Genomic DNA, 17592 nt, shown 5'->3' on the forward strand with positions numbered 1-17592 from the left:
CCGCCGGATCGGATCCGGCGGAGCACGGTGACGCGGTGAGCCTGCGGCTCGCGTACGGGTCGGGTCAGAGCTTTTTGGCCTCGGGCTTCGTGGCCCCGGGCTTCGTGAGATCCGCCTTCGTGAGGTCGGCCTTCGCCTCTCCGGGCTGCTCGGCGTCGGGCTTCGCGGCGTCCTCGGCCGGAGCCTTCGCGCCGTCCTCCACCTTCGCATCGCCCTCGGGAGCGTCCTTCGCAGGCGCGTCCTTGCCGCCCTTGCCGTCCTTGCCCTCCGGGGCGGGGCGGACCGGCTCGACGATCTCCTCGCGGCCCGGCCGCAGCCGCGCCGACAGGATGAAGTAGGTCACGGCCGCGATGAAGACCACGATGGCCGTCCACACGTTGAGCCGCAGGCCCAGCACGTGGTGCGCCTCGTCGACCCGCATGTATTCGATCCAGCTGCGACCCACGCAGTACGCGGCGACGTAGAGCGCGAACGCCCGGCCGTGGCCCAGCTTGAAGCGCCGGTCGGCCCAGAGCACCAGGGCCGCGACGCCGAGGCACCACAGCGACTCGTACAGGAAGGTCGGGTGATAGGTGCCCGCGACCCGGTTCGGGCCCTCGCTGATCTCCAGCGCCCACGGCACGTCCGTGGCGCGGCCGTACAGCTCCTGGTTGAACCAGTTGCCCCAGCGGCCGAAGGCCTGGGCCACCGCGATGCCGGGCGCCAGCGCGTCCGCCCACGCGGGCAGCGGGATGCCGCGCACGCGGCAGCCGATCCAGGCGCCGACCGCGCCCAGCGCGATCGCGCCCCAGATGCCGAGGCCGCCCTCCCAGATCTTGAAGGCGTCGACCCAGTTGCGGCCCTCGACGAAGTAGAGCTGGTAGTCGGTGATCACGTGGTAGAGGCGTCCGCCGACCAGGCCGAACGGAACCGCCCACACGGCGATGTCGGCCACCGTGCCCGGCTGGCCACCGCGCGCGACCCAGCGCTTGTTGCCGAGCCAGACGGCGACGAAGACGCCGATGATGATGCAGAACGCGTAGCCGCGCAGCGGGATCGGTCCGAGATGGACCACACCGGTCGACGGGCTGGGGATGTAAGCAAGTTCCATGGCAACCCAGACGCTACCTTGCCGGGCGGTGGGCACCGCAACCCGCCCGGCAAGCTGCCATCAAATCGACACCTGCCGACCATCCGGCGGGCACGGTCGCGGTGGCCGCGCCGTCCGCGCTGTCCGCCGCGTCAGTCGTCACCGCCCGCCGGAGCACCCGCCGGAGCGCCACCCGTCGTACCCGCCGCCGCACCCGCCGACCGGCCCGTCGAGGTACCGGCCGACGTACCCGCCGACGTACTCGCGGAACTCCGCGCGGAAGACCGTCCCGACGCGGAAGCGGAAGGGGAAGGGGACGCCGACGGCCGCGCCGAGGCCTCCGGTGACACCTGGCCCGACTCCTCGGCCGGCGCTCCCGCCCCCGCCGCAGCCGTGACCTTGGCCTTCAGCTTCTCCGGGGTGAGCGGATTGGCCTGGTCCGCGAAGATGTCCTTGCCGTCGAGCAGGATCGTGGGCGTCCCGCGGAATTTGCCCGCCTTGAACGCGGCATACGATTTCGCGACCCAGCTGTCGTGGGTCCCGCCCTCGACGCACTGGCGGAAGGCGGGGGTGTCGAGGCCGTCCACCTTGCCCGCCAGTTCGAGCAGCCGGGCGTTCTTGCCGTAGGCGTCGTCGACCTCCTTCGGCTGGTTCTCGAAGAGGACGTCGTGGTACGCCGGGAACTTCCCCGCGTCCTGGGCGCAGGCCGCGGCATTGGCCGCCCGCTGGGAGCCGCTGCCGCTCATGTTGCCGTCGATCAGCGTCACCAGGTGGTACTCGACCTTGAGCTGCCCCTTCGCGACCAGGTCGTGGACCGTGGTGCGGTAGGCGTCCTCGAAGGACTTGCACGCCGGGCAGCGGAAGTCCTCCCAGACCGTCAGGGTCGACTTCGCGGAGTCCTTGCCGTTCTGGACCGCGAGGGCGTCCTTGCCGGTGGCTCCCGAGGGGGCCACGACCGGGCCGGACCCGTCCTTGGCCGTGCCGCTCTTGCCGGAGTTGGCCGCGAGCAGACCCACCACGGCCGCCAGGCCGAGGACGCCGACGACCGCGGCCGCCACCACCAGGCTCCGGCGCCGCTTGTCCTTGCTCTTCTGCCGCTCGCGCTCCACCAGGAGTCGCTCGCGGGCCGTTCTCTTCGCATCGCGGTTCGCACCGTCGTTCTTGTCGCTCACGACCCGCCAAACGAAGCGGGGAGGCACTCTCGTGCCTCCCCGCTCCCACATCCACTCGAACGGGCTACAGAACCCCGTTCCGGATCAGCCGTGCATCAGCTCCTGCGTACGCCTTCCGCAAGCTCGGCCGCCAGCGAGCGCACGGCGGCCAGGCCGGCCGGGAGGTCCGGGGCGTCCAGGAGGAGCTTGACGAAGGCCGAGCCGACGATCACGCCGTCCGCGAAGACCGCGACTTCCTTCGCCTGTGCGGCGTTGGAGACGCCCAGGCCCACGCAGACCGGGAGTTCGGTGGTCTTGCGGGTACGGGCCACCAGGTCCTGTGCCTGTTCGCCGACCGAGACCCGGGTGCCCGTGACGCCCATCAGGGAGGCGGCGTAGACGAAACCGGAACCCGCCGCCGTGATCGTGGCGAGGCGCTCGTCCTTGCTGGAGGGGGCGACGACGAACACCGTGGCCAGGCCGTGCTTGTCGGCGTGCTCGCGCCACAGCGCGGACTCCTGGACCGGCAGGTCCGGCAGGATGCAGCCCGCGCCGCCCGCCGCCGCCAGCTCGGCGGTGAACCGCTCCACGCCGTACCGGTCGATGGGGTTCCAGTACGTCATGACCAGGACCGGGGCGCCGGTCGCCGCGTGCGCCTCGCGGACCGTGCGCAGCACGTCGGCGATCTTCACGCCGCCGCGCAGCGCGATGTCGTCGGCGGTCTGGATGACCGGGCCGTCCAGGACGGGGTCGCTGTGCGGCAGGCCGACCTCGACGATGTCCGCGCCGCCCGCGATGACCGCCTTGACCGCCTCGATCCCGCCGTCGACGGTCGGGAAGCCCGCCGGGAGGTAGGCGACGAGCGCCGCCCGGTCCTCCGCCTTCGCCTTCGCGAGGGTGTCGCTCAGCAGCCGGATGTTGCCCTGCCCCACAGAACTGGTGCTCACTTGCTCTCCCCCTCGGTGCCGTCGTAGAGGCCGAAGTAGCGGGCCGCCGTGTCCATGTCCTTGTCGCCGCGCCCGGAGAGGTTGACGATGATCAGCCCGTCCTTGCCCAGCTCCTTGCCCAGGTCGAGGGCGCCCGCCAGGGCGTGCGCCGACTCGATCGCCGGGATGATCCCCTCGGTACGGGAGAGGAGGCGCAGGGCCTGCATGGCCTGGTCGTCGGTCACCGCGCGGTATTCGCCGCGGCCCGAGTCCTTCAGGTACGCGTGCTCCGGGCCGATGCCCGGGTAGTCCAGGCCCGCCGAGATCGAGTACGGCTCGGTGATCTGGCCCTCCTCGTCCTGGAGGACGTACGAGCGCGAACCGTGCAGGATGCCCGGCTCGCCGGCGCTCAGCGTGGCCGCGTGCTCGCCCGTCTCGATGCCGTGTCCCGCGGGCTCGAAGCCCACCAGACGGACCTCGGAGTCCGGGATGAAGGCGTGGAACAGGCCGATGGCGTTCGACCCGCCGCCGACGCAGGCCGCGACCGCGTCCGGCAGACGCCCCGCGCGCTCCAGGATCTGGCGGCGCGCCTCGACACCGATCACCCGGTGGAAGTCACGGACCATCGCCGGGAAGGGGTGCGGACCCGCGACGGTGCCGAACAGGTAGTGCGTACGGTCCACGTTCGCGACCCAGTCGCGGAACGCCTCGTTGATCGCGTCCTTCAGGGTCCGCGAACCCGACTTCACCGCGATGACCTCGGCACCCAGCATCCGCATCCGCGCCACGTTCAGCGCCTGCCGCTCGGTGTCGATCTCACCCATGTAGATCGTGCATTCGAGGCCGAACAGGGCGCACGCCGTCGCCGTGGCGACACCGTGCTGGCCCGCGCCGGTCTCCGCGATGACCCGCGTCTTGCCCATGCGCTTGGTCAGCAGCGCCTGGCCCAGCACATTGTTGATCTTGTGCGAACCCGTGTGGTTCAGGTCCTCGCGCTTGAGGTAGACCGTCGCGCCACCGGCGTGCTCCGCGAAGCGCGGCACCTCGGTCAGCGCGCTCGGGCGCCCCGTGTAGTTCACGAGCAGGTCGTTCAGCTCGGCCGCGAACGCCGGATCGACCTTCGCCTTCTCGTACTCGGCGGCGACCTCGTCCACCGCGGCGACGAGCGCCTCCGGAATGAACTTGCCACCGAAATCGCCGAAATAGCCCTCGGCGTTGGGGACGGAACCCTCGGGGTCCGGAATGAAGAACTCACTGGACGGCATGCCAGTACTCCTACGGAAGCAATCGGGTGGGATTCACCGTATTGCGCCGAAGGTCCCAAGGACGTCCGTCTCCACCACTGCGAGAGCGGCAGCGGAGCGCGGATCGGGGCATGGGAGGACTACGGCGCGTGTCCGCCACGCCATCGCATGCCGTTGACCTGGCCGGGCTCCGACCCGATCACGTACCGGACCCGCCGCCCCCGCACGCGCCGGGCCGGGGCGCGGCAGCCGCGCGGGCGGCAGCCGCGCGCCAGGGGCGCGTGGGTCGACGGCACACCGCCCCGGCCGGGAAGGCCGGGTCGGGTGCGGGCGGCACGGGCGGACGGGGTCACGGTGTGGGTCAGCTCCGCCCGTGGCGCAGGGCGGGGTGGGCGCCGGCGGCGACCAGGTCGGCCACGGCGGCCTTCGGGTCACGGCCGGTCACCAGGGATTCGCCCACGAGGACGGCGTCCGCGCCCTCGTTCGCGTAGGCGATGAGGTCGTGCGGTCCGCGGATTCCGGACTCGGCGACCTTCACGATGTGGGCCGGGATCTCGGGGACGACGCGCTCGAAGGTCGAGCGGTCCACCTTGAGGTCCTTGAGGTTGCGCGCGTTGACGCCGATGATCTTGGCGCCCGCGGCGACCGCGCGCTCGGCTTCCTCCTCGTCGTGGACCTCGACGAGCGGGGTGAGACCGATGGACTCGGCCCGCTCGATGAGGGAGACGAGGGCCTCCTGCTCCAGGGCCGCGACGATCAGCAGCACGAGGTCGGCGCCGTAGGCGCGGGCCTCCCACAGCTGGTACGCCGTGACGATGAAGTCCTTGCGCAGGATGGGAACGTCCACCCGTGCGCGGACGGCTTCCAGGTCCGCGAGGGAACCGCCGAAGCGGCGCTCCTCGGTGAGGACGGAGATGACGGCGGCGCCGCCCGCCTCGTAATCGGCGGCCAGGCCGGCCGGGTCTGCGATCGCGGCGAGCGCGCCCTTGGAGGGGCTGGAGCGCTTCACCTCACAGATCACCTTGACGCCTTCGCCACGAAGGGCGGCGACGCCGTCCTTGGCCTGGGGCGCCTTGGCGGCACGCTCCTTGAGCTCGTCGAGGCTGACGCGCGATTGCCGTTCGGCAAGGTCGGCGCGGACCCCTTCGATGATCTCGTCGAGCACACTCACGCGAGCGGCCCCCTTCCGGGTCGGTCGACTGGTTCAAGGTCAGCAATCAAATGGTATCCGCAGGAGGCCCCGGCCTCTGCACGCGGTTGACGGCGTCCCATTGACTGGACATTCGGAATCTGATCTTCCCTCGGTGCGGGTATCAGTGCAGGTACGGGCCTCAGGGGGCCAGTGCCGATCCGAAGGGCAAGTTCCGGACAACGGCGAAAATCAGCGCCACGGTCCCGATCCCCCACCAGTACAGCGGCTTGAGCGCCAGGCGCGGGGTCGGCCCGCCGCGATAGGCCCGAATCAGCCACAGGCTCATGAATCCCGCGAAGACGAAGTAGCCGATGACCGCCATGGCATTTGCCCCGAAAGCGGCCGGGAGATCGCCGTGGGCGAACGCGTGGGCGCTGCGCAGACCGCCGCAGCCGGGGCACAGGATCCCGGTCAGCCGGAACAGCGGGCAGACCGGGTAGTGGCCGGGTTCGTACGGGTCCACGGCGGCGACGTAGCCGAGGGCCGAGGCGGCCACGGCCAGGGTGAGCGCCGGGGCGGCCAGCCGCCGGGCCCGGGTGGGGGCCGGAGCGGGAGCGGGGACGGCGGGCGTCGCCAGGGGGGTGCGTGAGGCGTCCACCCGCTGATTGTCGCCGGTCATGACAAAAGGCGCAGCCCGACAGGGCCGCGCCTTCCGACTCCGCTCGCGGACATCAGGCCTTCGCGGCCTTGGCCGCGGCGATGACCGTCGCGAGGTCCTTGTGCTCGGGCTTCGGCGCGCCCATGCCCGCCGCCTTCATCGCCATGCCGACGACCCCGCCGAGCGCCACGATGACCAGGCCGGCGATGAAGCCGATCGGGCTGGCCACCACCATGAACGCGCCGGATACGCAGAAACCGACGAAGGCGATGATGACACCGGTCCAGGCGGCCGGGGTGTGTCCGTGGTCTGTGCCCGCCATGAGTTGCTCCTCGTTGCTCAATCGAACGCGTCTGTGTCGGACGCTCGGAGATTATTGTCCCGCACCCCGGACGCCCTTCGCGCCCGGGGGGTGACCAGGCTTTCAGTGCCCGCTCGTGGGGTCCTCGCCCCGGTCCAGCGCCTTCCACAGGTCCTCGGGCCGGTCCGGGTCCACCACCGCCGCCTTGCGGGGCCGGGGCGTCCCGTCGCGTTCGTAGCGGCCGCCCATCGCGGGCCAGCTCCGGCCGAAGCGCAGGGCCAGCAGCCCGGCGGCCAGGATCAGCAGCGCGCCCGCCGCCGAGACCATCGGCCAGGTCGTGTGCGTGAGCGCGGCCGCGTGGGCGGCGGTGTCCGCGGTCGAACGGGCCGCCGCGTCGTCCAGGGCCGCCCGGTCGCCCGCCCCCGCCAGCGCGGCGAGGCCCGCGCCGAGCCCGCTCAGCGCGAGCAGCCCGGAGACCAGCAGGCGGCTGCGGCCGCGTACGGCGAAGACCGCGACCAGGGCCGCGAGGGCCACGATGGCCAGGGCCGCGGGGACCCCGGTCACCGCGCGTCCGTCGGCCGACAGCGGCAGTGCGCCGCCCCCGGCCGCGGCGGCGGTGCCGCGCGCCCAGATCCGGCCGGAGGCCAGCAGGACGACGGTGGCGCCGAGCGCGCCGAGCAGCAGGGCCGCGGCGACGCTGCGGCGGCTGCCGCCGCCACGCGCGGCGGGATCGGAATCGGGCTCGGGACCGGTATCGGTTCGGGGCTGGGGTACGGCGCTCACGCACCCCACTATCCCCTACCGCTTCAGGCGGAGTGGAGCCGGTTCGCCGCTCCGACCGCGCGCAGCACCGCGGCGGCCTTGTTCCGGCACTCCGCGTCCTCCAGCTCGGGCACGGAATCGGCGACGACCCCGGCCCCGGCCTGCACGTACGCCGTGCCGTCGCGCAGCAGCGCGGTGCGGATCGCGATGGCCGTGTCGGCGTCCCCGGCGAAGTCGAGGTAGCCGACGCAGCCGCCGTACAGCCCGCGGCGGGAGGGCTCCAGCTCCTCGATGATCTGCATGGCGCGCGGCTTGGGCGCACCGGAGAGGGTGCCGGCCGGGAAGCAGGCGGTCAGCACGTCGAAGGCGGTGCGGCCCTCGGCGACCCGGCCGGTGACGGTCGAGACGATGTGCATGACGTGCGAGTACTTCTCGATGCTCATGAAGTCGACGACCTCGACGCTGCCGGGTTCGCAGACCCGGCCCAGGTCGTTGCGGCCCAGGTCGACGAGCATGAGGTGCTCGGCGCGCTCCTTGGGGTCGGCGAGCAGTTCCTCGGCGAGGTCGTGGTCCTGCTGCGGGGTGACGCCGCGGTGCCGGGTGCCGGCGATGGGGTGGACCATGGCCCGCCCGTCCTCGACCTTGACCAGGGCCTCGGGGCTGGACCCGACGACGTCGAAGCCGTTCTCGAAGCGGAAGAGGTACATGTACGGGGACGGGTTGGTGGCGCGCAGCACCCGGTAGACGTCCAGGGCCGAGGCGGTGCAGGGGGTCTCGAACCGCTGCGAGGGCACGACCTGGAAGGCCTCGCCCGCACGGATGCGTTCCTTGACGTCCTCGACGGCCGCCTGGTACTTCTCGCCGCCCCACAGAGCCGAGTACTCCGGCAGTTCGGAGACGGGCAGCGGCGCGGGCGTGTACGGCGCCGGGCGGGCGAGGTCGGCCTCCATCGCGTCGAGCCGGGCGACGGCGTCGGCGTAGGCCTCGTCGACGCCCGTGTCGAGGTCGTTGTGGTTGATCGCGTTGGCGATCAGCAGGACCGTGCCGTCCCAGTGGTCGAGGACCGCGATGTCCGAGGTGAGCAGCATCGTCAGCTCGGGGAGTTCGAGGTCGTCGCGGGTGTGGTCGCCGATCCGCTCCAGGCGGCGCACGATGTCGTAGCCGAGGTAGCCGACCATGCCGCCGGTGAAGGGCGGCAGGCCGCCCGACCGGTCGTGCGGGGTGTGCAGGGCCTCGACGGTGGCGCGCAGCGCGTCGAGGGGGTCGCCGGTGGTGGGCACGCCGACGGGCGGGGTGCCGATCCAGTGCGCCTCGCCGTCCTTGACCGTCAGGGTCGCGTCGCTGCGGACGCCGACGAAGGAGTACCGGGACCAGGAGCGGCCGTTCTCGGCCGACTCCAGCAGGAAGGTGCCCGGGCGCTCGGCGGCCAGCTTGCGGTAGAGGGCCACCGGGGTGTCGCCGTCGGCGAGGAGTCGGCGGGTGACGGGAATGACCCGGCGGTCGCCCGCGAGCTTGCGGAACGTCTCAAGATCCATGGGGTGGGACCTTACCTATTCGGCTTCGGCTTCGGCTTTACGGAGCAGGACATCGGTGTCGAAGCAGGTGCGGGTGCCGGTGTGGCAGGCCGCGCCGACCTGGTCGACCCGGACGAGCACGGTGTCGGCGTCGCAGTCGAGGGCGACGGACTTCACGTGCTGGAAGTGGCCGGAAGTGTCTCCCTTGACCCAGTACTCCTGGCGGCTGCGGGACCAGTACGTGCACCGGCCGGTGGTCAGGGTGCGGTGCAGGGCCTCGTCGTCCATCCAGCCGAGCATGAGCACCTCACCGGTGTCGTACTGCTGGGCGATGGCGGGCACCAGACCGTCCGCGGAGCGCTTGAGGCGGGCGGCGATGGCGGGGTCGAGGGAGGACGTACTCATGCGGCCATTGTGCCGCGCGGGGCGGGTGGTTACGGCAAGCTGTCCGCCTGATGAGCAGGCATGGGGCGGGTTCCGGCCGTAGGCTGGCCCGCATGTCTACCCATGCGAAGCGTGAACGACTGCTGCTGGCGGACCTGTTGGAGTCGGCGGGACCGGAAGCGCCCACCCTGTGCGACGGCTGGACGGCGCGGGAGCTGGCGGCGCACGTGGTGGTGCGGGAGCGGCGGCCGGACGCGGCGGGCGGGATCCTGCTGAACGTCCTGAAGGCCCGGCTGGACAAGGCGATGGCCGAATACACGGCCAAGCCGTACGAGGAACTGATCCAGCTGATCAGGACGGGGCCGCCGAAGATGTCGGTGTACTCGCTGAAGCAGATCGACGAGGCGGCCAACGCGGTGGAGTTCTACGTCCACGCCGAGGACGTGCGGCGGGCCCGGCCGGACTGGTCGCCGCGCGAGCTGGACCCGGTGTTCTCAGACTCCCTGTGGTCGCGCCTGGAGAAACTGGCCCGCCTGACGGGCCGCCGCGCGCCGGTCGGCCTGGTCCTGCGCCGCCCGAACGGCCAGACGGCGGTGGCCCACAAGGGCACCCCGGTCGTCACGGTGACCGGCGAGCCGGGCGAACTGACCCTGTTCTGCTTCGGCCGCCAGTCCGCTGCGCGGGTCGAGCTGGAGGGCGAGAAGGACGCGGTGGCCAAACTGACGACGGCGCGGCTGGGTCTGTAACGGCACGCCTCGCGGCGGGCCCCGGGGCGGTGGACGGGGGCGCTGAACGGGGCGGGGGAGCGGGGTCGGTGTGGGGTGTCTCCTCGGCTCGCAGAAGCCGAGCCCTGTCGGAGACCGGACCCTGTGCTGCTTCTGCTCGGCCTGCGGGGACACCCCACACCGCCCCCACTCCCCCACCGGGAGACCCCCCGAGCCGACCAAACCCCACCCTGACCGGAGCCGAACCAATCCCGCCCCGCCGGAACGATCCGGTCTCGCCGTGCCCAATCCCGACCCGCCGGAACCATCCGGTCTGACCGGAGCGAATCCAGCCCCGCCGGCGTTTGAGGCGCCCCCGGAGGGACGGCCGCGGACGCGGCACGCACACCCACCCCGCCGGAACCATCCGGTCTGACCGGAGCGAATCCAGCCTCGCCGGCGATTGAGGCGCCCCCGGAGGGCAGAGCCGCCCGGCGATTGAGGCGCACCCGTTGCCCGGGGCTGGTGTCGCCTCCGGCGGGCCCTCAAACGCCGGGCAGGCTGGGATGGCCCGGGGCACCCCCAGCCCCGCCGGCGTTTGAGGCGCCCCCGGAGGGACGGCCGCGGACGCGGCACGCACACCCACCCCGCCGGAACGATCCGGTCTGGCCGGAGCGAATCCAGCCCCGCCGGCGTTTGAGGCGCCCCCGGAGGGAGGGGGGTCAGGCGAAGGTGAGTTCCGCGCGGCGGACCAAGGGCGCGGAGGTGCCGACTATGGCGCCCGCCATGCTCAGCGCGCCGCCCGCGAGGAAGACGGGGGCGATGCCCCAGAGCTGGACGGCCACGCCGAAGGCGGGGTAGGCCAGGGGGGCCAGGCCGACGGCGGTGAAGGCCATCACCGAGCTGACCCGCCCCAGGTACGAGGGATCCGTGGCGGTCTGGATCAGGGCGACGGCCAGGCCTCCGCAGATCCCGCACACCAGCCCCCCGGCCACCGCCAGCCCGACGGCGACCGGCAGGGTCGGGGCCAGGGCCAGGGCCCCTATCGCGGCCGAGCCGACGATCAGGGTGAGGTTCTGGACCGCCCCCGCCCGCGGCACGCGGGGGACCAGGGTCAGGAGGAGGGCACTGGAGGCCGCCCCCGCCCCGAAGGCCCCGACGACCCAGCCGATCCCCGACGGCCCCCAGCCCCGCTCCTCGGCCAGCAGCAGCAGCCCGACGGTGAGCGGGGCGGACGTACCGAGCTGGCTGAGCGTGCCGGAGAGGATCAGCGGGCCGATCAGGCCGTGGTGGCGGATGTAGGCCAGCCCGGAGCGCAGCTGCTGCCAGGGGGATTCCCCGGCCACGCGCACGGCCACGGCACCGCCCGCCCCGGAACCCTTCGGCAGCGGGCCCAGGCGGACCGCCAGCAGCAGGATCAGGGAGAGCCCGAAGAGCCCCGCGGCCACCGCGAAGGCGGCGGCGGGCCCGCCCAGGCCCATGGCCAGCCCGGCCACCGGCGGCCCCGCGGTGTTGCCCACGCGTTCGACGAGGCTGCGCAGCCCCTGGACCCGGACCAGCTGCCCGGGCCCGGCGATCCGCGGCGGCAGCGCCCCCACGGCCGGCATGAACAGCGCGTCGACGGCGCCGAACAGCAGGGCGACGGCGACGAGCACCCACAGCCCGGGCGAGGTGAGGGCGACCACCGCAGCCAGGGCGAGGATCACCGCGCAGCGCACGGCGTCGGAGGAGATGACGACGAGGCGGGGTCCGAAGCGGTCGGCGACCACTCCCCCGCCGAGCATGAGCAGGGCGCGCGGCACCGCCCCGGCCGCCATGACCAGGCCGACCTGCGCGGGCCCGGCGGTCTGCGCCGCCGCCCAGCCGAGGGCGAGGAAGTAGATCCCGTCCCCGACGAGCGAGGCGGCGTAGGCGGCGAGCCAGCGCCAGACGTTCCGGTTCAGTCGGTCCCCCCAGACCCGCCCCTAGCGGACCGGGTGACCGGCCTCCCGCAGGGCGTCCTTGACCTGGCCGATGCGCAGGTCCCCGAAGTGGAACACCGAGGCCGCGAGCACCGCGTCGGCGCCCGCCGCGACCGCCGGGGCGAAGTCGGACAGCTTGCCCGCGCCGCCGGAGGCGATCACGGGAACGCTGACGTGTTTCCGTACCGCCGCGATCATCTCGGTGTCGTACCCGTCCTTGGTACCGTCGGCGTCCATCGAGTTCAACAGGATTTCCCCGGCGCCGAGTTCGGCGGCCCGGTGGGCCCATTCGACGGCGTCGATGCCGGTGCCGCGGCGGCCGCCGTGGGTGGTGACCTCGAAGGTGCCGGCCTCGGTGCGCCGCGCGTCGACGGACAGGACGAGGACCTGGCGGCCGAAGCGTTCGGCGATCTCCTGGATGAGTTCGGGGCGGGCGATGGCGGCGGTGTTGACGCCGACCTTGTCCGCGCCCGCGCGCAGCAGCTTGTCCACGTCGTCCGCGGTGCGCACGCCGCCGCCGACGGTGAGCGGGATGAAGACCTGTTCGGCGGTGCGGCGCACCACGTCGTAGGTGGTCTCGCGGTTGCCGGAGGAGGCGGTGATGTCGAGGAAGGTCAGCTCGTCGGCGCCTTCGGCGTCGTAGAGCTTGGCCATCTCGACGGGGTCGCCCGCGTCGCGCAGGTTCTGGAAGTTGACGCCCTTGACGACCCGGCCGTTGTCCACGTCCAGGCAGGGGATCACCCGTACGGCCAGGGTCATGCGGTCTCTCCTCGGTAGGCCTCGACCTCGACCTCGACGACCAGGCTGGGGTCGATGAAGCCGGACACGATGATCATGGAGGCGGCGGGGCGGACGGAGTCGAACAGCTCCTTGTGGGCGCGGCCCACCTCGTCCACGTCCCGGGCGTGCGTGATGTACATCCGGGTGCGGACGACGTGCTCGGGGCCCAGGCCCGCCTGGGCGAGGGCGTCGAAGGCGACCTTGAAGGAGTTCATGGTCTGGTCGTACGGGCCGCCCGCGGCGATCTGGCCGCCCACCACGGAGGTGCAGCCGGAGACGAGGACCAGGCCGTTGGGCAGGGCGACGGCGCGGGAGTAGCCGACGGCTTCCTCCCAGGGGCCGCCCGAGGAGATCTTGCGCACGTCGCTCACAGGGCCACCGCCTTCAGCGCCTCTTCGAGGGTGAAGGCCTTCGCGTACAGGGCCTTGCCGACGATCGCGCCCTCGACGCCCAGCGGGACCAGCGCGGCCAGCGCCCGCAGGTCCTCCAGCGAGGAGATGCCGCCGGAGGCGACGACCGGCTGGTCGGTCGCGGCGCAGACGTTCTTCAGCAGCTCCAGGTTGGGGCCGGTCAGGGTGCCGTCCTTGCCGATGTCGGTGACGACGTAGCGGGCGCAGCCCTCGGAATCCAGGCGCGCGAGGGCCTCGTAGAGGTCCCCGCCCTCGCTGGTCCAGCCACGGCCCTTGAGGGTCGTCCCGCGGACGTCGAGGCCGACCGCGATCTTGTCGCCGTGCTCGGCGATGACCTTGGCCACCCAGTCGGGGGTTTCCAGGGCGGCGGTGCCGAGGTTGACCCGGGTGCAGCCGGTGGCGAGGGCCGCGGCGAGCGTGGCGTCGTCGCGGATGCCGCCGGAGAGCTCGACCTTGATGTCCATGACGCCGGTGATCTCGGCGACCAGGGCGCGGTTGTCGCCGGTGCCGAAGGCGGCGTCGAGGTCGACCAGGTGCAGCCATTCGGCGCCGGAGGCCTGCCAGGCAAGGGCGGCCTGGAGCGGGGAACCGTAGGAGGTCTCACTGCCGGATTCGCCGTGCACCAGGCGGACCGCCTGGCCGTCGCGGACGTCGACGGCGGGCAGCAGTTCCAGCGTGCTGACGGTCATCAGAGGGTCTCGATCCAGTTGGTGAGGAGCTGGGCACCGGCGTCGCCGGACTTCTCGGGGTGGAACTGGGTGGCCCACAGGGCGCCGTTCTCCACCGCCGCGACGAACCGCTCGCCGTGCGTGGCCCAGGTGACCTTGGGGGCGCGGATCAGCGGGTTGGTGACTTCCAGGGTCCAGTCGTGGGCCGCGTAGGAGTGCACGAAGTAGAACCGGGCGTCCTCGTCCAGGCCCTTGAAGGCCTGGCTGTCGGCCGGGGCGTCGACGGTGTTCCAGCCCATGTGGGGGACGACCGGGGCCTTGAGCGGGCCGACCGTGCCGGGCCATTCGTCGAGGCCTTCGGTTTCCACGCCGTGCTCGATGCCGCGTTCGAAGAGGATCTGCATGCCGACGCAGATGCCCATGACCGGGCGGCCGCCGGAGAGCCTGCGGCCGATGATCCAGTCGCCGCGGACTCCCTTGAGGCCGCGCATGCAGGCATCGAAGGCGCCGACGCCGGGGACCAGCAGCCCGTCGGCGTCCATGGCCTTGTCATAGTCGCGGGTGATCTCGACCTCGGCGCCGACGCGGGCGAGGGCGCGCTCGGCGGAGCGGACGTTGCCGAAGCCGTAGTCGAAGACGACGACCTTCTTGGTGGGGGTCATTACCAGATTCCTTGGATCCGCAGGACTCCGGCCGCGAGGGACAGCGCGGAGGCGAGGGCGAGCAGGATGACGACCGACAGGGGCATCTTCTGCTTCTGGAAGGAGTAGACGCCGCCGGCCAGGAAGAGGCCGAGGACGATCAGGATGGTGTTGAGGCCGTTCACGGTTAGAGGGCGCCCTTCGTGGAGGGAAGGATGCCCGCGGCGCGCGGGTCGAATTCGGCGGCGTAGCGCAGGGCGCGGGCGAGCGCCTTGAACTGGCACTCCACGATGTGGTGGGCGTTGCGCCCGTACGGGACGTGGATGTGCAGGGCGATCTGGGCCTGGGCGACGAACGACTCGAAGATGTGCCGGGTCATGGTCGTGTCGTACGACCCGATCATCGGCGCCATGTTCTCGGGCTCGGTGTGCACCAGGTAGGGGCGGCCCGACAGGTCGACGGTGACCTGGGCGAGGGACTCGTCCAGGGGGACCGTGCAGTTGCCGAAGCGGTAGATGCCGACCTTGTCGCCGAGGGCCTGCTTGAAGGCGGCGCCCAGCGCCAGCGCGCTGTCCTCGATGGTGTGGTGGCTGTCGATGTGCAGGTCGCCCTCGGTCTTGACGGTGAGGTCGAAGAGTCCGTGGCGGCCGAGCTGGTCGAGCATGTGGTCGTAGAAGCCCACACCCGTCGAGACGTCGACCTTGCCCGTGCCGTCGAGGTTTATCTCGACGACGACGGAGGTCTCCTTCGTGGTCCGTTCGACCCGTCCGATGCGGCTCATGCCTGCTGCTCCTTCTTCAGTGCGCGAACCGCTTCCAGGAACGCGTCGTTCTCGGCCGGGGTGCCCGCGGTGACCCGCAGCCATCCGGGTACTCCGTTGTCCCTGACCAGGACACCCTGGTCGAGGATCTGCTGCCATGCGGTGTGGGAGTCCGCGAACGTCCCGAACTGCACGAAGTTCGCGTCGGACGCGGTGACCTCGTAGCCGATGGCGAGCAGTTCGGTGACCAGCCGGTCGCGTTCGGCCTTGAGCTGTTCGACGTAGCCGAGCAGGGTGTCGGTGTGTTCCAGGGCGGCCAGCGCGGTCGCCTGGGTGACGGCGGACAGGTGGTACGGCAGGCGCACCAGCTGTACGGCGTCCACGACGGCGGGGTGTGCGGCGAGGTAGCCCAGGCGCAGTCCGGCGGCGCCGAAGGCCTTGGACATGGTCCGGGAGACCACGAGGTTCGGGCGGCCTTCGAGCAGCGGCAGGAGCGAGTCCCGGTGGCTGAACTCGACGTACGCCTCGTCCACGATCACCAGGGACGGGCGGGCTTCCTGCGCGGCCTCGTAGAGCGCGAGGACCGTCTCGGCCCCGACGGCGGTGCCGGTGGGGTTGTTGGGCGAGGTGATGAAGACGACGTGCGGGGCGTGCTCCGCGATCGCCCGGACGGCCGCGTCCACCTCGATGGTGAAATCGTCGCGGCGCGGCCCGGAGATCCAGTCGGTGCCGGTGCCGCGGGCGATCAGGGCGTGCATCGAGTAGGAGGGCTCGAAGCCGATCGCGGTGCGGCCGGGGCCGCCGAAGGCCTGGAGCAGCTGCTGGAGGATCTCGTTGGAGCCGTTGGCGGCCCATACGTTCTCCCGCGCGACCGGGTGCTTGCCCGTGCGGGTGAGGTAGGCGGCCAGCTCGGTGCGCAGCTCGACCGCGTCCCGGTCGGGGTAGCGGTTGAGGGTGCGGGCGGCGTCGGCGACGCGCTCGGCGATCCGGGCGACGAGTTCCTCGGGCAGGCCGTAGGGGTTCTCGTTGGTGTTGAGCTGGACGGGTACGTCGAGCTGCGGGGCGCCGTAGGGGGTCTTGCCGCGGAGCTCGTCGCGGATGGGGAGGTCGTCGATTCCGATGTCGGCGCTCACTGCTGGGGTACCTTCCATCCGAACCTCGCCTTGAGGGCCGCGCCGTGCGCGGGGAGGTCCTCGGCCTCGGCGAGGGTGACCACGTGGTGGGTGACCTCGGCGAGGGCGTCGCGGGTGTAGTCGACGATGTGGATGCCGCGCAGGAAGGACTGCACGGACAGGCCCGAGGAGTGGCAGGCGCAGCCGCCGGTGGGCAGCACGTGGTTGGAGCCCGCGCAGTAGTCGCCGAGGGAGACCGGGGACCAGGGGCCGACGAAGATGGCGCCCGCGTTGCGGACCCGGGCGGCCCAGGCGGCCGCGTCGGCGGTCTGGATCTCCAGGTGTTCGGCGCCGTACGCGTCGACCACCTTGAGGCCGTCCTCCAGGCTGTCGACCAGGACGATCGCGGACTGGCGGCCCGCGAGGGCGGGCCTGATCCGGTCCTCGATGTGCTTGGAGGCCGCGACCTGCGGCTCCAGCTCGGCTTCCACGGCGGCCGCCAGCTCGGCGGAGTCCGTGACGAGGACGGCCGCGGCCAGCGGGTCGTGCTCGGCCTGGCTGATCAGGTCGGCGGCGACGTGCACGGGGTCGGCCGTGGAGTCCGCGAGGACCGCGATCTCGGTGGGGCCGGCCTCGGTGTCGATGCCGATCTTGCCGGTGAAGTAGCGCTTGGCGGCGGCGACCCAGATGTTGCCGGGGCCGGTCACCATGTTCGCCGGGGCGCACTCCTCCGTGCCGTACGCGAACATCGCGACGGCCTGGGCGCCGCCGGCCGCGTACACCTCGTCGATGCCGAGGAGCGCGCAGGCGGCCAGGATCGTGGGGTGCGGCAGACCGCCGAAGTCGGCCTGCGGCGGGGACGCGAGCGCGATCGACTCGACGCCCGCCTCCTGTGCCGGGACCACGTTCATGATCACGGAGGACGGGTACACCGAGCGGCCGCCGGGCGCGTAGAGACCCACGCGCTCGACCGGGACCCACTTCTCGGTGACGGTGCCGCCGGGGACCACCTGGGTGGTGTGCTCGGTGCGGCGCTGCTGCGCGTGCACGATCCGGGCGCGCCGGATCGACTCCTCCAGGGCCGCGCGGACGGCCGGATCCAGCTCTTCCAGGGCGGCCTTGAGGGCCTCCCCGGGAACCCTGATCCGCTCCAGCGTCACCCCGTCGAACTTCTGCGCGTACTCGATCAGCGCCGCCGTGCCGCGATGATGGACGTCCTCGCAGATGGGCCGCACCTTGTCCAGGGCGGCCGCTACGTCGAACTCGGCACGGGGCAGCAGATCGCGCAGGGCGCCACCCTCGGGGAGGGAGTCGCCGCGCAGGTCGATACGAGAGATCACCTTGCAATTCTCTCAGACACGTTCTCGCCACCGTTCGTCCGTATCACTGGCTGATACGAGCCCCGGCTGTCACCC

General features: G+C 72.1%; 20 protein-coding genes and 1 pseudogene. 1 reads left to right on the forward strand and 20 read right to left on the reverse strand.

What is annotated here, in order from left to right; translation table 11 throughout:
- Positions 1-64: 64 nt before the first annotated feature.
- The 11 genes and pseudogenes from lgt to hisI form a co-directional block, all read right to left on the reverse strand.
- Entirely contained in the window at positions 65-1090 is a 1026-nt protein-coding gene (lgt, locus tag OHS33_RS09400) for a prolipoprotein diacylglyceryl transferase (protein ID WP_330329920.1), read from the reverse strand.
- Positions 1091-1455: 365 nt separating this feature from the next.
- Positions 1456-2292, reverse strand: a pseudogene (locus tag OHS33_RS09405) (DsbA family protein); the annotation flags it as partial.
- A gap of 44 nt (positions 2293-2336) precedes the next feature.
- Positions 2337-3167, reverse strand: a complete 831-nt coding sequence (gene trpA, locus OHS33_RS09410) for a tryptophan synthase subunit alpha (protein WP_330329922.1) — start codon at positions 3165-3167, stop codon at positions 2337-2339.
- Positions 3164-4411: a tryptophan synthase subunit beta gene (gene trpB / locus OHS33_RS09415; protein WP_330329923.1), complete on the reverse strand. Its 1248-nt coding sequence runs from the start codon at positions 4409-4411 to the stop codon at positions 3164-3166. The genes trpA and trpB overlap by 4 nt, the downstream gene beginning before the upstream one ends.
- A 119-nt stretch (positions 4412-4530) precedes the next feature.
- The gene (trpM, locus tag OHS33_RS39825) at positions 4531-4743 is read right to left on the reverse strand and encodes a tryptophan biosynthesis modulator TrpM (RefSeq protein WP_443065271.1); all 213 of its coding nucleotides are present in this window, start codon (positions 4741-4743) and stop codon (positions 4531-4533) included.
- Between the two features lie 8 nt (positions 4744-4751).
- Complete coding sequence (gene trpC, locus OHS33_RS09420; protein WP_330329924.1) at positions 4752-5561, reverse strand: indole-3-glycerol phosphate synthase TrpC; 810 nt, start codon at positions 5559-5561, stop codon at positions 4752-4754.
- A gap of 160 nt (positions 5562-5721) precedes the next feature.
- On the reverse strand, positions 5722-6180 hold the full coding sequence (locus tag OHS33_RS09425) for a DUF2752 domain-containing protein (protein ID WP_330329925.1): 459 nt from the start codon (positions 6178-6180) through the stop codon (positions 5722-5724).
- 73 nt (positions 6181-6253) lie between these two features.
- Positions 6254-6502, reverse strand: coding sequence for an HGxxPAAW family protein (locus tag OHS33_RS09430; RefSeq protein WP_330329926.1), 249 nt, complete (start codon positions 6500-6502; stop codon positions 6254-6256).
- Between the two features lie 102 nt (positions 6503-6604).
- The gene (locus tag OHS33_RS09435) at positions 6605-7273 is read right to left on the reverse strand and encodes a TIGR02234 family membrane protein (RefSeq protein WP_443065272.1); all 669 of its coding nucleotides are present in this window, start codon (positions 7271-7273) and stop codon (positions 6605-6607) included.
- A gap of 14 nt (positions 7274-7287) precedes the next feature.
- Positions 7288-8778, reverse strand: coding sequence for an anthranilate synthase component I (locus OHS33_RS09440; protein WP_330329928.1), 1491 nt, complete (start codon positions 8776-8778; stop codon positions 7288-7290).
- A 15-nt stretch (positions 8779-8793) separates the two neighbouring features.
- Positions 8794-9162, reverse strand: coding sequence for a phosphoribosyl-AMP cyclohydrolase (hisI, locus tag OHS33_RS09445; RefSeq protein ID WP_330329929.1), 369 nt, complete (start codon positions 9160-9162; stop codon positions 8794-8796).
- A gap of 92 nt (positions 9163-9254) precedes the next feature.
- Between hisI and OHS33_RS09450 the strand changes: the two genes are divergently transcribed.
- On the forward strand, positions 9255-9887 hold the full coding sequence (locus OHS33_RS09450) for a TIGR03085 family metal-binding protein (RefSeq protein WP_330329930.1): 633 nt from the start codon (positions 9255-9257) through the stop codon (positions 9885-9887).
- Between the two features lie 680 nt (positions 9888-10567).
- Here the strand turns inward: OHS33_RS09450 and OHS33_RS09455 are convergent.
- From OHS33_RS09455 to hisD, 9 genes are read right to left on the reverse strand one after another with little or no spacing between them, the layout of a single operon-like run.
- Positions 10568-11788, reverse strand: a complete 1221-nt coding sequence (locus tag OHS33_RS09455; protein WP_330334976.1) for an MFS transporter — start codon at positions 11786-11788, stop codon at positions 10568-10570.
- A gap of 21 nt (positions 11789-11809) precedes the next feature.
- A complete protein-coding gene (gene hisF / locus OHS33_RS09460; protein ID WP_330329931.1) occupies positions 11810-12565 on the reverse strand; it encodes an imidazole glycerol phosphate synthase subunit HisF in 756 nt (251 codons plus the stop codon).
- Positions 12562-12957 (reverse strand): RidA family protein, encoded by a 396-nt coding sequence (locus OHS33_RS09465; RefSeq protein WP_330329932.1) that lies wholly within the window; start codon positions 12955-12957, stop codon positions 12562-12564. The genes hisF and OHS33_RS09465 overlap by 4 nt, the downstream gene beginning before the upstream one ends.
- Entirely contained in the window at positions 12954-13685 is a 732-nt protein-coding gene (gene priA / locus OHS33_RS09470) for a bifunctional 1-(5-phosphoribosyl)-5-((5-phosphoribosylamino)methylideneamino)imidazole-4-carboxamide isomerase/phosphoribosylanthranilate isomerase PriA (RefSeq protein WP_330329933.1), read from the reverse strand. The genes OHS33_RS09465 and priA overlap by 4 nt, the downstream gene beginning before the upstream one ends.
- A complete protein-coding gene (gene hisH / locus OHS33_RS09475; RefSeq protein WP_330329934.1) occupies positions 13685-14326 on the reverse strand; it encodes an imidazole glycerol phosphate synthase subunit HisH in 642 nt (213 codons plus the stop codon). The genes priA and hisH overlap by 1 nt, the downstream gene beginning before the upstream one ends.
- Positions 14326-14490 carry a hypothetical protein gene (locus tag OHS33_RS09480; protein WP_330329935.1) on the reverse strand — a complete coding sequence of 55 codons (165 nt, stop codon included), beginning with the start codon at positions 14488-14490 and terminating at the stop codon, positions 14326-14328. The genes hisH and OHS33_RS09480 overlap by 1 nt, the downstream gene beginning before the upstream one ends.
- 2 nt (positions 14491-14492) lie before the next feature.
- Entirely contained in the window at positions 14493-15086 is a 594-nt protein-coding gene (gene hisB / locus OHS33_RS09485) for an imidazoleglycerol-phosphate dehydratase HisB (protein WP_267800852.1), read from the reverse strand.
- Entirely contained in the window at positions 15083-16198 is a 1116-nt protein-coding gene (locus OHS33_RS09490; protein WP_330329936.1) for a histidinol-phosphate transaminase, read from the reverse strand. Before OHS33_RS09490 ends, hisB begins: the two co-directional genes overlap by 4 nt.
- The gene (hisD, locus tag OHS33_RS09495; protein WP_330329937.1) at positions 16195-17517 is read right to left on the reverse strand and encodes a histidinol dehydrogenase; all 1323 of its coding nucleotides are present in this window, start codon (positions 17515-17517) and stop codon (positions 16195-16197) included. Before hisD ends, OHS33_RS09490 begins: the two co-directional genes overlap by 4 nt.
- Positions 17518-17592: the final 75 nt, after the last annotated feature.

The organism is Streptomyces sp. NBC_00536 (genome assembly GCF_036346295.1).
Classification (GTDB): Bacteria; Actinomycetota; Actinomycetes; order Streptomycetales; family Streptomycetaceae; genus Streptomyces.

Coding starts and splice junctions, on each gene's coding strand:
- hisI (WP_330329929.1), bottom strand. CDS start 9,162: ATGAGTACGTCCTCCCTCGACCCCGCCATCGCCGCCCGCCTCAAGCGC.
- hisH (WP_330329934.1), bottom strand. CDS start 14,326: ATGACCCCCACCAAGAAGGTCGTCGTCTTCGACTACGGCTTCGGCAAC.
- hisB (WP_267800852.1), bottom strand. CDS start 15,086: ATGAGCCGCATCGGACGGGTCGAACGGACCACGAAGGAGACCTCCGTC.
- lgt (WP_330329920.1), bottom strand. CDS start 1,090: ATGGAACTTGCTTACATCCCCAGCCCGTCGACCGGTGTGGTCCATCTC.
- trpB (WP_330329923.1), bottom strand. CDS start 4,411: ATGCCGTCCAGTGAGTTCTTCATTCCGGACCCCGAGGGTTCCGTCCCC.
- OHS33_RS09450 (WP_330329930.1), top strand. CDS start 9,255: ATGTCTACCCATGCGAAGCGTGAACGACTGCTGCTGGCGGACCTGTTG.
- OHS33_RS09440 (WP_330329928.1), bottom strand. CDS start 8,778: ATGGATCTTGAGACGTTCCGCAAGCTCGCGGGCGACCGCCGGGTCATT.
- OHS33_RS09430 (WP_330329926.1), bottom strand. CDS start 6,502: ATGGCGGGCACAGACCACGGACACACCCCGGCCGCCTGGACCGGTGTC.
- hisF (WP_330329931.1), bottom strand. CDS start 12,565: ATGACCCTGGCCGTACGGGTGATCCCCTGCCTGGACGTGGACAACGGC.
- priA (WP_330329933.1), bottom strand. CDS start 13,685: ATGACCGTCAGCACGCTGGAACTGCTGCCCGCCGTCGACGTCCGCGAC.